General features: G+C 69.5%; 10 protein-coding genes. 7 read left to right on the forward strand and 3 right to left on the reverse strand.

Annotation, left to right across the window (positions count from 1 at the left end; all coding sequences use genetic code 11):
- Window positions 1-228 precede the first annotated feature (228 nt).
- Entirely contained in the window at window positions 229-642 is a 414-nt protein-coding gene (locus AC0T5L_RS01380) for a phage holin family protein (RefSeq protein ID WP_476163475.1), read from the reverse strand.
- A 613-nt stretch (window positions 643-1,255) separates the two neighbouring features.
- Here AC0T5L_RS01380 and secA point away from each other — a divergent pair.
- On the forward strand, window positions 1,256-4,135 hold the full coding sequence (gene secA / locus AC0T5L_RS01385; RefSeq protein ID WP_476163476.1) for a preprotein translocase subunit SecA: 2,880 nt from the start codon (window positions 1,256-1,258) through the stop codon (window positions 4,133-4,135).
- Window positions 4,136-4,257: 122 nt separating this feature from the next.
- Here secA and AC0T5L_RS01390 read toward each other — a convergent pair whose 3' ends face one another.
- Together AC0T5L_RS01390 and AC0T5L_RS01395 are read right to left on the reverse strand one after the other, a co-directional pair.
- Window positions 4,258-5,742: a PTS transporter subunit EIIC gene (locus AC0T5L_RS01390; RefSeq protein WP_476163477.1), complete on the reverse strand. Its 1,485-nt coding sequence runs from the start codon at window positions 5,740-5,742 to the stop codon at window positions 4,258-4,260.
- A 45-nt stretch (window positions 5,743-5,787) separates the two neighbouring features.
- A complete protein-coding gene (locus tag AC0T5L_RS01395) occupies window positions 5,788-6,525 on the reverse strand; it encodes a GntR family transcriptional regulator (protein WP_476163478.1) in 738 nt (245 codons plus the stop codon).
- Window positions 6,526-6,863: 338 nt separating this feature from the next.
- On the opposite strand from AC0T5L_RS01395, the gene AC0T5L_RS01400 reads away from it, so the two are divergent.
- The 6 genes from AC0T5L_RS01400 to AC0T5L_RS01425 all read left to right on the forward strand — a co-directional run bounded on the left by AC0T5L_RS01400 (window position 6,864) and on the right by AC0T5L_RS01425 (window position 12,492).
- Complete coding sequence (locus AC0T5L_RS01400) at window positions 6,864-7,907, forward strand: SIS domain-containing protein (RefSeq protein WP_476163479.1); 1,044 nt, start codon at window positions 6,864-6,866, stop codon at window positions 7,905-7,907.
- 169 nt (window positions 7,908-8,076) lie between these two features.
- Entirely contained in the window at window positions 8,077-8,313 is a 237-nt protein-coding gene (locus AC0T5L_RS01405) for a PTS sugar transporter subunit IIB (RefSeq protein ID WP_476163480.1), read from the forward strand.
- A 450-nt stretch (window positions 8,314-8,763) separates the two neighbouring features.
- Window positions 8,764-9,252, forward strand: coding sequence for a PTS sugar transporter subunit IIA (locus AC0T5L_RS01410; RefSeq protein ID WP_476163481.1), 489 nt, complete (start codon window positions 8,764-8,766; stop codon window positions 9,250-9,252).
- Window positions 9,253-9,426: 174 nt separating this feature from the next.
- Window positions 9,427-11,103 (forward strand): glycoside hydrolase family 3 protein, encoded by a 1,677-nt coding sequence (locus AC0T5L_RS01415; RefSeq protein ID WP_476163482.1) that lies wholly within the window; start codon window positions 9,427-9,429, stop codon window positions 11,101-11,103.
- A gap of 147 nt (window positions 11,104-11,250) precedes the next feature.
- Window positions 11,251-11,925 (forward strand): HAD family hydrolase, encoded by a 675-nt coding sequence (locus AC0T5L_RS01420; protein ID WP_476163483.1) that lies wholly within the window; start codon window positions 11,251-11,253, stop codon window positions 11,923-11,925.
- Window positions 11,926-12,027: 102 nt separating this feature from the next.
- On the forward strand, window positions 12,028-12,492 hold the full coding sequence (locus AC0T5L_RS01425; protein ID WP_476163484.1) for a DUF6912 family protein: 465 nt from the start codon (window positions 12,028-12,030) through the stop codon (window positions 12,490-12,492).
- Window positions 12,493-12,580: the final 88 nt, after the last annotated feature.

Raw genomic sequence — 12,580 nt, forward strand, 5'->3', positions numbered from 1 at the left:
ACCCTCAACGGTGAGCCTGCGGCTCCGGCCTGGCCCTCTTCGTCGCCCTCCACCACCCTCAACGGTGAGCCTGCGGCTCCGGCCTGGCCCTCTTCGTCGCCCTCCACCACCCTCAACGGTGAGCCTGCGGCGCGGGGTCCCCCTTGTTCGGACGCCCCTCTGCCGACACAAGGCCGCGGCGGACCCCGAAGGGCCCGCCGCGGCCTTGTGCCTCTCCGGTCCGCGTGGTCAGTCGGACTGCTCGGTGCTGTCGTTCTTGATCCGGTGCAGCGGGGTGCCGTGCGGCTCCTCGGACTCCGTGCGGGGCGAGTCGAGGACGACATCGCTCATGATGTCGAAGGCCATGGCCACGACGCCCGCCGCGAGCAACAGGACTCCGGCGATCACCAGAAGAACCGTGGACATCCCCAGGACGATGCCGAAGGCACCCACGGTGAACCCGACACAGGCCAACAGCACCGCCACCCAGGAACTGAGACGCCCGCGGTGGGCGTTGCTGGGCGCGAGGCTGCCTCCCTGGCGCTGGAATCCCTGGATCCGGCCGAACCGGCTGTCTCCGTCGGGGTGCTCCCCCTCCCAGGCCAGACCCGGATCATTCTCGTCCTCGGGGTCCGGCGTCGGATGCTTCCTGCGCTCGATCATGTCGTCGAAGACTTCAACCGGGCTGCGCGGAGGCGGTGTTCTCTTCCGGCCGGACTTCGCTGTTTCCCTTGCTCCGCCAGACTCAGTGGTATCACCAGTCCTGCTCGTCTCGGGGGCCTCAGAAGTCTCAGGGGCCTTCTTCCGTTTGCTCGCTCGCATGGTGATCCCCCCTGGGAACACATTCGCGTTCGACGGGCCGCGGCCGTTCGGCCGCGGTCTGACCTCCTGTCAAGTCACTACCCACGAAATCGGAGAGGCATCAGGAACTGTGTGAAAAGGGTGTGGAAGCACCCGGCACACGCGCTCGGGACGGTGCCCTCACCGGTACCCGGTACCCGGTACTCCGCGGGTTCTCCCGTCCTCCACACGCCCGGTTACCCCGTCTGTGACGTGCGGGAACATATCGGTTGGTTTCATTCGTTCCTCATTGGGAAACGTGCGAGCGGACCTCTCTTCCGAGAGGGCGGGCGTATGGTTCGCGTCATCTAGGATGTAGGCCCGAGGGCCCAGGAACCCCCGCCGCCCTCCGCGGCCACGGAAAAGCGGTCAGCGGGCCTAGGTCTGATCTCCACGTGCGTGGAGCCAACCGCGATCTGCGAGGAGCGCATAGGAAGTGCCAGGGATACTCAACAAGCTCCTGCGCGCGGGTGAGGGAAAGATCCTGCGCCGGCTCAGCAAACTGAAAGACCAGGTCAACTCGCTCGAGGACGACTACGTCGACCTCACCAACGAGGAGCTGCGCGAGCTCACCCAGGAGTACAAGGAACGCTACGAGGACGGCGAGTCTCTGGACGACCTGCTGCCAGAGGCCTTCGCGACCGTCCGCGAGGCGGCCAAGCGAACCCTGGGCCAGCGCCACTTCGACGTCCAGGTCATGGGCGGCGCTGCGCTTCACCTCGGCAACATCGCTGAGATGAAGACCGGTGAGGGCAAGACCCTGACCGGTACTCTCGCGGTCTACCTCAACGCCCTCTCGGGCAAGGGCGTCCACGTCATCACGACCAACGACTACCTGGCACGGCGCGACGCCCAGAACATGGGCCGCATCTACCAGTTCCTCGGCCTCGAGGTCGACGTCATCAGCCCGCAGATGAGCGCGGCCGCCCGCCGCAAGGCCTACCAGGCCGACATCGTCTACGGTACGAACAACGAGTTCGGCTTCGACTACCTGCGCGACAACATGGCGCTCTCGCTCAAGGACACCGTCCAGCGCGAGCACTTCTTCGCCCTGGTCGACGAGGTGGACTCCATCCTCATCGACGAGGCCCGGACCCCGCTGATCATCAGCGGCCCCTCCGAGCAGAACTCCCGCTGGTACTCCGAGTTCGCCAAGATCGCCCCGCGCCTGAAACGCGAGGACGACTACGAGGTGGACGAGAAGAAGCGCACCGTCGGCATCACCGAGTCCGGTGTGGCCAAGGTCGAGGACTGGCTGGGCATCGACAACCTCTACGAGGCCGTCAACACCCCGCTCATCAGCTTCCTCAACAACTCGCTCAAGGCCAAGGAGCTCTACAAGCGCGACAAGGAGTACATCGTCAAGGACGGTGAGGTCCTCATCGTCGACGAGTTCACCGGCCGCGTCCTGGCCGGGCGCCGCTACAACGAGGGCATGCACCAGGCCATCGAGGCCAAGGAACGCGTCAAGATCAAGGACGAGAACCAGACCCTCGCCAAGGTCACCCTCCAGAACTACTTCCGCCTCTACGAGAAGCTCGCCGGTATGACCGGTACCGCCCAGACGGAGGCGGCGGAGTTCTCCCAGACCTACGACGTCGGCGTGGTGCCCATCCCCACCAACGAGCCGATGATCCGCGAGGACGTCAAGGACGTCGTCTACAAGCACGAGGACGCCAAGTTCCAGGCGCTCGCCGAGGACATCGCCGAGCGGCACAAGGCCGGTCAGCCCGTCCTGGTCGGTACCACCAGCGTCGAGAAATCCGAGCTGCTGTCCCGGATGCTCAAGCGCGAGGGTGTCCCGCACGAGGTCCTCAACGCCAAGAACCACGCCAGCGAGGCCTCGATCATCGCCCGCGCGGGCAAGCTCGGTGCGGTCACCGTCGCCACCAACATGGCCGGTCGCGGTACCGACATCATGCTGGGCGGCAACCCCGACTTCCTCGCCGACGAGGAGCTCCAGAACCGCGGCCTGAGCCCGCTGGAGACCCCGGAGGAGTACGAGGAGGCCTGGCCCGAGGCGCTGGAGAAGGCCAAGGCCGACTACGAGGAGGAGCACGAGCAGGTCGTCGAGGCGGGCGGTCTGTACGTGCTCGGCACCGAGCGGCACGAGTCCCGGCGTATCGACAACCAGCTGCGCGGCCGCTCCGGCCGTCAGGGCGACCCTGGCATGTCCCGCTTCTACCTGTCCCTTCAGGACGACCTGCTGCGCCTGTTCAACAGCAGCCGTCTCGAGGCGTTCATGAACCAGCTGAACATCCCGGACGACCAGCCCATCGAGTCCGGCATGGTCAGCAAGGCGATCGCCTCGGCGCAGGGCCAAGTCGAGACCCAGAACTTCGAGATCCGCAAGAACGTCCTCAAGTACGACGAGGTCCTCAACCGGCAGCGCAAGGTCATCTACGCCGAGCGCCGCAAGGTCCTGGAGGGCCAGAACCTGCGCGACCAGGTCATCAGCATGCTGGAGGAGGTCCTGCGCGGCTACGTCGTGGAGGAGACCGCCAGCGGCGACCCCAGCGACTGGGACCTCGACAGGCTCTGGCGGGCGTTCAAGCAGATCTATCCGGTCAGCTTCACCGTCGACGAGTTCATCGAGGAGAACGGTGACCTGCACACGCTGACCACCGCGATGATCGCCGACCGCATCGTGGAGGACGCCAACACCGCCTACGAGGCCCGCGAGGCGGAGCTGGGCGAGGAGGCCATGCGCGAGGTCGAGCGCCGGGTCATCCTCCAGGTCATGGACCGCAAGTGGCGTGAGCACCTCTACGAGATGGACTACCTCCAGGAGGGCATCGGGCTGCGCGCCATGGCACAGCGCAACCCGCTGATCGAGTTCCAGCGCGAGGGCTTCGACATGTTCCAGCAGATGCTGGAGGCCATCAAGGAGGAGTCGGTCGGCTACCTCTTCAACGTCGAGGTCCAGGTCCGCAAGAAGGAGGAGTCCACGCTCTCCCCCGCGGCCGCGGCGCAGACCGCCGCCGCCGCCGTCAGCGGTTCCGCCAGCGCCACGGCCGTCGCGACCGCCGTGGAGGACGAGGGGGCCGAGAAGGTCGAGACGACCGAGAAGCCCGAGGAGGCCGAGGACGCCGCCCCGCCCGTGGAGGAGTCCGGGTCCGTCGAGGACCTGGTCGTCCCCGGCTTCGGCGAAGGCCAGCCCGACAAGCTCCAGTACTCCGCGCCGAGCGAGGACGGCACCGTCGAGAAGCACAGCGAGACGACCGACGAGTACGCCGGTACGGCGCGCAACTCGCCCTGCCCGTGCGGCTCCGGCAAGAAGTACAAGAAGTGCCACGGTGACCCGGCCGTCAAGTAGGCACCGGGCCGTGTAGGCCCCGGCGGAGCGGAAGGGGGCGCGATCCCCTTCCGCTCCGCCTCAGCTTTCCAAGGGGCTCCGCACCGCCGGACCGGATCCCGGCCGGTGGGAAGCCCCGGTGCTCAGCCCGAGGATCCCGGTCCGGAACGGCCGTCCGATGAGTCCTCCGGGCCCGGGGGCTCCTCGCCCGTGTTGGTATCGGTGTGCACCCGTACGGTCTCGCCCGGCTCGTCCGGGTCCTGCTCGCGGCCCGGCGTGGGCAGGTTGAACCGGGTGATGAGTACGTAGAAGATCCCGAAGTAGAGCGCGAAGTAGGCCAACCCGAGCAACAGGATCAGTCCCAGTCCGGTCGTGTTCTCCTTCGTCGCGTTCAACAGCAGGTCGATCAGGCCCGCCGAGAACCCGAAGCCCAGATGGGCGTCCAGCGCGTTCAGGATCGCCATCGAGACACCTGTAAGCACCACGTGCACCGCGAACAGGGCCGGGGCCACGAAGATGAACGCGAACTCCACCGGCTCGGTGATGCCCGTCGCGAACGCGGTCAGCGCCGCCGGGATCATGATCGACCCGATCTGTGCCCGCCGCTCCTTGTGGGCCGTCAGCCACATCGCCAGCGCCGCACCGGGCAGGCCGAACATCAGCACGGGGAAGAACCCGGACAGCAGGCCGCCGGCGTCCGGGTCCCCGGCGAAGTACCGGGTGATCTCGCCGTGCGTTACGGCACCGTCGGGGCCGGTGTAGGTGCCCGACACGAACCAGATGAACGAGTTCACCACGTGGTGCAGGCCCATCGGCAGCAGGAGGCGGTTGATCACGCCGTAGGCGCCCGCCCCCAGTGCACCGGCGCCGATGATGCCCTCGCCCAGGTCCTGGATCCATCCGCCGACGACCGGCCAGACCAGGCCCAGTGCCACGCCCATCAGCAGGCCGGCCAGCGCCGTCACGATCGGTACGAACCGGCGGCCGCCGAAGAAGCCCAGCCAGGTCGGCAGCTTGATCCGGTGGTAGCGCTGCCACAGCAGGGCCGCGACCAGGCCCACAGCGATACCGCCGAGCACGTCGGTCGGGTTCTTCACCGCGTGGTTGATGACCGGCATGACCGCGTTCACGGCCTCCGGGTCGGTCACCGGCTCCCGTGTCACCGGATCGACCGGCAGGGGATAGGTGGTCAGCCGTGACCCCAGGTCTCCGGCGGGTCCGTCGAACGTCACCATCGTCCACGTGGCGACCCGGTCGAAGACCAGGTAGCCGACCACCGCGGCCAACGCGGTCGATCCGTCGGCGCGCTTGGCGAAACCGATCGCCACACCGATGGCGAACAGCAGGGGGAGGGCTTCGAAGACCGCGTTGCCCGCGGTGCCGACGGCGCCCGCGACCGGTTCCATCCACCCCATCCCGGAGAATCCGGCCAAGCCGTCGGCACCGAGCAGGTCGGGTTGGCCGAGGCGGAGCAGGATCGCCGCGGCGGGCAGCACCGCGATCGGCATCATCAGGCTGCGGCCGAGCCTCTGGAGGAGGGCGAGGGCGGAGGAGGGGCGCTTCACCCCCCTCGCGGTGTCTCCGGGCGGCTCCGGTGCGGCTGCTGCGGGGGTCTGGTCCGAACTCATGGTGGGGGGTCCTCCCTCGGACACGCGCCTCGTGGGCGCGGGGCGTCAGTCGCCGTGCCGCCGCGGGTCCAGCCGGGAATGCAGCTGGTAGCGGTCGGCGCGGTAGGTGGACAGCGCCAGTTCCACGCACTGTCCCTTGGTGAAGCTGCGGCGCTGCATCACCAGCACCGGGCTTCCAGCGGGCAGGCCGAGAAGCCGTGAGTCGGCGGAGTCGCAGATCCCGGCCTCGATGGTCTGCTCCCCGGAATCCAACAGGATGTCGAACTCGTTTTCCAGTACTTCGTACAGAGAGCGTTCGGCGAGGTCGAAGTCCTCCAGACCCGGAACCAGGGCCGCGGGGATGTTGGACCTCTCCACGGCCATGGGCTCGTCGTCGGCGGTACGCATGCGTTCGATGTGGTGCACCAGGGTGCCCGGCGCGATGTCGAGCATGCGGGCGGTGTGCCCGCTCGCCGGGATGACCTGACGGATCAGCTCGCGCGCTCCGGGTTCGAAGCCGCGGGTGCGCATGTCCTCACTGAAGGAGGCCAGCACGAGGGACATCTCGATCTTGGGGCGGGCGATGAAGGTCCCCTTGCCGGGGACCCGGTACAGCCGCCCCTCGGACACCAGCAGGTCGATGGTCTGGCGGACGGTCATCCGCGAGAGTCCGTAGGTGGCGCTGAGCTCCCGTTCGGAGGGGATCATGTCGTCCACGCCCAGCCCGGCATCGGTGATCCAGTCCAGAATCAGGTCACGTAGTTGGCTGTACTTGGGCAGCGGGTTGCTGGGATCGATCGACATGGAGCGGGCGGCCTTCTCGGTCGGCGGGTGGAGCTGGCGTTCGACCCTAGCGCGGGACGGTCCGTCCACGCTTTGGGTCGCGGGGGTCCTGGGCTCTCCGGGACAAGCCGGACATAACTGGTATAGTCCGGACTAGACCACAGCACCGTCCGAGTGTCAATCCACCTAACAGCAGGCGGTTCGTGCTGTCACCAGGGCAGACCGGGAAGGCGTGTTCACCCCCGACCCGAAGAGCGCCCGGCGCGGCCCCCAGTGAACGGAGCGCGGCACGGGCAGCCTGGTACACAGCCCGTCCGCCACCCACCGCCCGTCAACGCCTCACACAGGGGAAGGCCTCCATGACCACCACGACGAGCGTGATGCGCTCCGAGATCGCCGAGCAGCCGGAGGCGCTGCGCCGCACCTTCGCCGAACTGCTGCCGCTACGATCCGAGATCGAGGCCCTGGGCCGCTCCACCAAGCACGTGCTGTTCATCGCACGCGGTTCCTCCGACAACGCGGCGGTCTACGGCAGCTACCTCCTCCAGGCGCACACCGGCCGCCTGGCGACCCTGGGTTCGCCCTCCATCGCCACCGCCTACGGCGCCAGGATCGACCTGTCCGGGGTCCTGGCCGTGGCCATCTCCCAGTCGGGCAGGACCGAGGAGATCGTCGAGACCATGCGCTGGGCCGCCGACTGCGGCGCCCGCACCATCGGGGTCACCAACGGAGCGGATTCCCCGCTGGCCGTGGAGGCCGACGTCGCCCTGGTCACCCGCGCCGGGAACGAGGTCGCGGTGCCCGCCACCAAGACCTACAACACCCAACTGGCCGCTCTCGCCGTTCTGGCACTGGGCCTGGGAGCCGACCTGGATCCCGGTGACCTGACCCGGGTATCCGACGGCATCGAGGAGACCCTCGCGGCTCCCAACGACTCCCTGGAGGAGATCGTCGAGCGGATGGTCGCCGTGCAGGGAGCGGTCATCTCCGGGCGCGGCATGGCCTTCTCCAGCGCCCTGGAGGCCGCCCTGAAACTCAAGGAGGCCTGCTACCTCCACGCCATGGGCCTGTCCTACGCGGACCTGCTGCACGGCCCCATCGCCGTCGTGGACCCGCGCACCCCCGCCCTGCTGGTGGCCGCCCCCACCGGACCGACCCTGGAGGGCACCGTCTCCCTCGCCGAACGCGTCCGCTCCGCGGGCGCACCCGTCTTCGGCTTCGGCGGCGGCGACGCCCTGGAAGCCGCCAGTGACCTGTCCGTTCCCGTCCCGGACGTGCCCGAGTGGGTGTCCCCGATGAACCTGATCGTCCCCACCCAGCTGCTCACCGAGCGCCTGGCCCGCAGGCTGGGCTACAACCCCGACGTCCCGCGCGGTCTGAACAAGGTCACCCAGACCGCCTGACGCACGTCCGGGGCGGCGTCGGTGCCAGGCGCCGCCCCGGACGTGCGGGACGGACCCGAGAATTCAACACCCCGTTCGGCCACAGGCTCTGGTGTGTGCGCTGCGCCACCCATAAGCTCGCCTCAGGCCTCGGGGACACCCCCGTTCCATGGCAGAGCACGGAGGACACATGGCGGACAAGGCAGCGGCGATCGTCGCCGGGCTGGGCGGTGCGGGCAACATCGAGGAGATCGAGGCCTGCATCACCCGCCTGCGCACCGAGGTGGCCGACCCCGGCCTGGTGGACGAGAAGGCCCTCAAGGCGTCGGGCGCCCACGGGGTCCTGGTCTCGGGCAGCGTCGTCCAGGTGGTGGTCGGCCCCGAGGCCGACTCCCTCACCGACGACATCCAGGACCTGCTCGACTAGGTCGTGTTTTTTGCATCATTTCGGGCTCGCGTCCACCGGGCTGCCTCTCGCTACGCCTCTGCGCTCGTGAAGCACGACCAGGCTGAACTTCGCACATCGTCTTGCGAGAGACGGCCCGGACGGCCGCTCACCGATCCGAAAGCCTTCTAAAAAACACTCCCTAGGTCCGTGACCGGAAAGGGCGCACCGGCCCGGCCTTCGCGCCGTCGGCCTTGTACTTGTAGCGAGTCCGGCGCCCAAGGCTCGCTACACAGGAACCGGCGGGCGCCGCGAGGCGCACCGCGCCTACAGCCGCGATGCTGTGGGAATCCCCGGGGTTCACCCCGGGGAGGACGTCAAGAGTGCAAGGTCCACGGGAACCGGGCCCCACCCCGCACCGACGACGCCCGCGGCCAGCACACCAGGTACTCCCGGGCGTATGAAGCCCCTCTGGGAGGGAAGAGGTCCCCCATGCCAGACACGACCGGCGCGTTGCGCGTACTCTCCCCCGTATCCGGAACGGCACTGTCCCTCGAGACGGTGCCCGACCCCGTGTTCTCCCAGTCCATGGTCGGCCCCGGGATCGCCATCCATCCAGAGCCCGGCCAGGAGGGGGGACAGGAGGGCGTCCAGGACGCCGTGTCCCCGATCGGGGGCACCCTGGTGAAACTGCATCCACACGCGTTCGTGGTGATGGCGCCCGACCACCGCCGAGGCGTGCTCGTCCACCTGGGCATCGACACCGTCCAGCTGGCGGGGGAGGGGTTCACACTCCTCGCCGCCGAGGGTGACGAGGTCGAGGCGGGCACCCCGGTGGTCCGCTGGTCGCCGGGGACGGTCGCGGCCCAGGGGCGGCCGTCGGTCGTTCCGGTGGTCGCGATGGACGCGTCCTCCGACGTGCTCGGCGACATCGCCGACGGCCTGGTCCAGCACGGGGACCCCCTCTTCACCTGGGCCTGAGCGGCCGTTTCACCTGGGCCTGAGCGGCCGTCGGGAGGGTGGTCGCGCCGCCCAGCGGCTCGGCCGCTTTTTCCGTCGGTTTCCGCCCCTCACGGTGGCGACAGGCGCTCCGAACTCCGAAAAGGAGTATTCTCCGGCGGCGAACCCACGATCCGCCGGAAGATGAGACTCGCTATGAGACTGTCCGTCCCGCATGCCCTGGCCCCGGCCTGCGCGGGGCTCGCCCTGATCGCCACAGCATGCACCAACGAGGAGGTGGGTTCCTCGCAGGAGGACCGCGAACCCCAGCCGTCGGCCAGCGCAGAGCCCTTCGAGCCCGTGCTCGCGCCCCAACTGCTCTCCGAGATGGACCTGGACGACAAGATCGGCCAGCTCCTCGTTCTGACCGCCCAGGGCACCTCGGCCGCCGACAACGCCGCCCAGATCGAGTCCTACCGTCCTGGCGGACTCATCTACTTCGACGCCAACCTCAGCGACGCCGAGCAGATCGCCACCATGTCGTCGGGCGTGCAGGTTCTCGCCGCGGAGCAGGGACAGGGCGTGCCCCTCTTCGTGGGCATCGACCAGGAGCAGGGCCTCGTGGTCCGGCTGCCGGTGGGGACCCGCTTCCCCGACGCCATGGCCGTCGGCGCCACCCGGGACACCGAACTGGCAGCCCTGCGGGCCTCCACCACCGCCACCGAGCTCGCGGCCCTCGGCATCAACCTCAACTACGCGCCCGACGCCGACGTCAACACCGATCCCGACAACCCGGTCATCGGCATTCGCTCCTTCGGCTCCGACCCCGACCTGGTCGCGGAGATGGCCGTCACCGAGGCGCACGCCTACTCGGAGAACGGCGTGGTCTCGGTGGTCAAGCACTTCCCCGGCCACGGCGACACCGACGTCGACAGCCACAGCGGCCTGCCCGTCATCGACCTGCCGCGCGACCGCTGGGAGGCCGAGCACCTGCCGCCGTTCCAGGCGGCCGTCGACGCGGGCGTCGACGCCATCATGACCGCGCACGTACTGATGCCGCAGCTGGAGGGGAGCGAGGACCCCGAGCCCGCCACCATCTCCCCGGCGCTCATCGACGGGATCCTCCGCGACGAGTTGGGCTACGACGGCGTGGTCACCACCGACGCCCTCAACATGGAGGGCGTACGCCAGCGCCACTCCGACGGCGAGATCGCCGTGCGCGTCCTGGAGGCGGGAGTGGACCAGCTGCTCATGCCGCCGGACCCCGCCGCGGCGGTGTCCGCGATCCGCGAGGCCGTCGAGCAGGGCCGCCTGACCGAGGAGCGCGTCGACGAGTCCGTGCTGCGGGTCCTGACGCTCAAGGAGAAGCGTGGGGTCCTGGAGGCCGATCCGGTGGACGCGGAGGGCGCCAAGGCCGTCCTGGAGGATCCCGCGCACGCTGAGGCCGCACAGCGCGTGGCGGACGCCTCGGTGACCCTGGTGCGCAACGAGGACGACCTGCTGCCGCTCGCCGAGGGCACGAGCGTGAGCGTGCGGGGAGAGGGCTCCGAAGGGCTGTCCGCCGCCCTCGCCGAGGGCGGGATGAACGTGGTGGACGGGGTCGCCGACGCCATCGTCGTGGGCACCGACGGAGCCCGCGGATCCCAGGCGCAGCGCAGCCTGGTCGAGTCCGCGCGCACAGAGGGGCCCCCGGTGATCGTGGTCTCCCAGGGCGGCCCCTACGACCTGGAGGCCTTCCCCGACGTGGAGGCCTTCCTGGCCGTCTACTCGGCCGTGGACGTGTCCAGGACGGCCGCGGCCCGGGTCATCGCGGGCCGGGTGGAGCCCTCCGGGAAGCTGCCGGTGGACATCCCCGGGGCCGACGTGGAGGCCGGAACCGGTCTGACCACCTGATCCGGGACGGGGCCGTCCAGGCCCTCCGAAGGTTGAAACGGGCGGGGAACGGGAAGAACCGTTGCCCGCCCGACCCCTCGGGCGACCGAGGAGCGGGCGGTCGTCCGAACGGACGCGCACGACCACCGAAGCCAAGGAGGGGATCGGATGGACGGCAACCGACGCGGGGTCATCTGCGACTGGGGCGGTGTGCTCACACCGCCCCTGCGCGAGGGCATCCTGGCCTGGCTGCGCGCCGACCGCATCGACGCCGAGCACTACCAGGAGGTCATGCGGCCCTACTTCGACGACAGCCTCAACGGGAACAACCCCGTGCACGCGCTGGAGCGGGGCGAGATCGACACCTGCGAGTTCGAGCGCGAGCTCGCGGCCGTGCTGCGCTGCACGCACGGCGGCCCGGTGGTGGCCGAGGGGCTGATCGACCGCATGTTCTGCAACTTCGATCCGGTGCACGACATGTACGAGGCACTGCGCGAGGCGAGGGACGTCGGTGCCAGCACCGCCCTGCTGTCGAACTCCTGGGGCAACTGCTACCCGCGTGAGCACTTCGACGCCACCTTCGACACGGTGGTGATCTCCGGCGAGGTGGGGATGCGCAAACCCGAGCACCGCATCTACCTGCACACCTGTCGGCGGCTCGGCCTGAACCCCGAGGACTGCGTGTTCATCGACGACCTGGAGCACAACGTCCGTACCGCCGAAGGGCTCGGTATGACCGGCATCCTGCACACCGACGCGGCCACCACGCGGCTGGAGCTGGAGCGGTTCCTGGCACCGGACGGAGACGGCGCGCCCCCGGCGCCCGACCGCCGGGTGGCCTGACCCGTGCGGCGCCGCCCCTCCCCGGCCCCGCGCCGGGGCGCCGGGGCGGCCCTGATTTGGCACAATTGACGTGTTCACACCACGTCCCGGAGAGTCGCTCGCATGTACGTCTTCCTGCCCAGCACCATCCCAGCTCTGGCCCGCCTGTTGGAGGAGGGGCGGCTGGAAGGCGTCCCGCTGACCGCGTTCGCGGCCGACCCCGGTCCTGACGAGGACGCCGAGGAGGCCGGATACGAGGCCATGTACGCCGCGGCGGAGGAGTCCCTGGCGCTGCTGGCCGCCGACCCAGGCGCGCCCCGCCGCCGGGTGGTGCTCGCAGCGGACATGCCCGACCGCGTGGTCGAGCGCGGGGGCCGCGCGGGCGACGGGGCCGTCCGTGTGAAGGTCACCGCCGCCGTCCCCTACAAGAAGCTGGCCTCGGCCCACGTGGACGACGCCGACGCCGCCGGTGACATCGCGGGGGCCGCGTCGGACCCCGCATCCGGAGCCGCCGAGGACCACGAGCTGATGTGGTTCGCCGTCCAGGAGCTGCGCCACCTCGTCCGGGAGGGCCAGGGCGGAGCGTAACCGCGCGCCGTCCTCAGCCGTGGGGCGCGGACAGGAGCGCCCCGGTGGCCACCCGTGCTCCGGGGGCCGCCTGGCCACCCCACCCGCC

This window comes from Nocardiopsis sp. TRM 82005, from assembly GCF_056312425.1.

Excerpts from the sequence above, each read along its gene's own strand:
- AC0T5L_RS01380 (WP_476163475.1), bottom strand. The coding sequence starts at position 642 with ATGATCGAGCGCAGGAAGCATCCGACGCCGGACCCCGAGGACGAGAAT.
- AC0T5L_RS01390 (WP_476163477.1), bottom strand. The coding sequence starts at position 5,742 with ATGAGTTCGGACCAGACCCCCGCAGCAGCCGCACCGGAGCCGCCCGGA.
- AC0T5L_RS01395 (WP_476163478.1), bottom strand. The coding sequence starts at position 6,525 with ATGTCGATCGATCCCAGCAACCCGCTGCCCAAGTACAGCCAACTACGT.
- AC0T5L_RS01400 (WP_476163479.1), top strand. The coding sequence starts at position 6,864 with ATGACCACCACGACGAGCGTGATGCGCTCCGAGATCGCCGAGCAGCCG.
- AC0T5L_RS01405 (WP_476163480.1), top strand. The coding sequence starts at position 8,077 with ATGGCGGACAAGGCAGCGGCGATCGTCGCCGGGCTGGGCGGTGCGGGC.
- AC0T5L_RS01410 (WP_476163481.1), top strand. The coding sequence starts at position 8,764 with ATGCCAGACACGACCGGCGCGTTGCGCGTACTCTCCCCCGTATCCGGA.
- AC0T5L_RS01415 (WP_476163482.1), top strand. The coding sequence starts at position 9,427 with ATGAGACTGTCCGTCCCGCATGCCCTGGCCCCGGCCTGCGCGGGGCTC.
- AC0T5L_RS01420 (WP_476163483.1), top strand. The coding sequence starts at position 11,251 with ATGGACGGCAACCGACGCGGGGTCATCTGCGACTGGGGCGGTGTGCTC.
- AC0T5L_RS01425 (WP_476163484.1), top strand. The coding sequence starts at position 12,028 with ATGTACGTCTTCCTGCCCAGCACCATCCCAGCTCTGGCCCGCCTGTTG.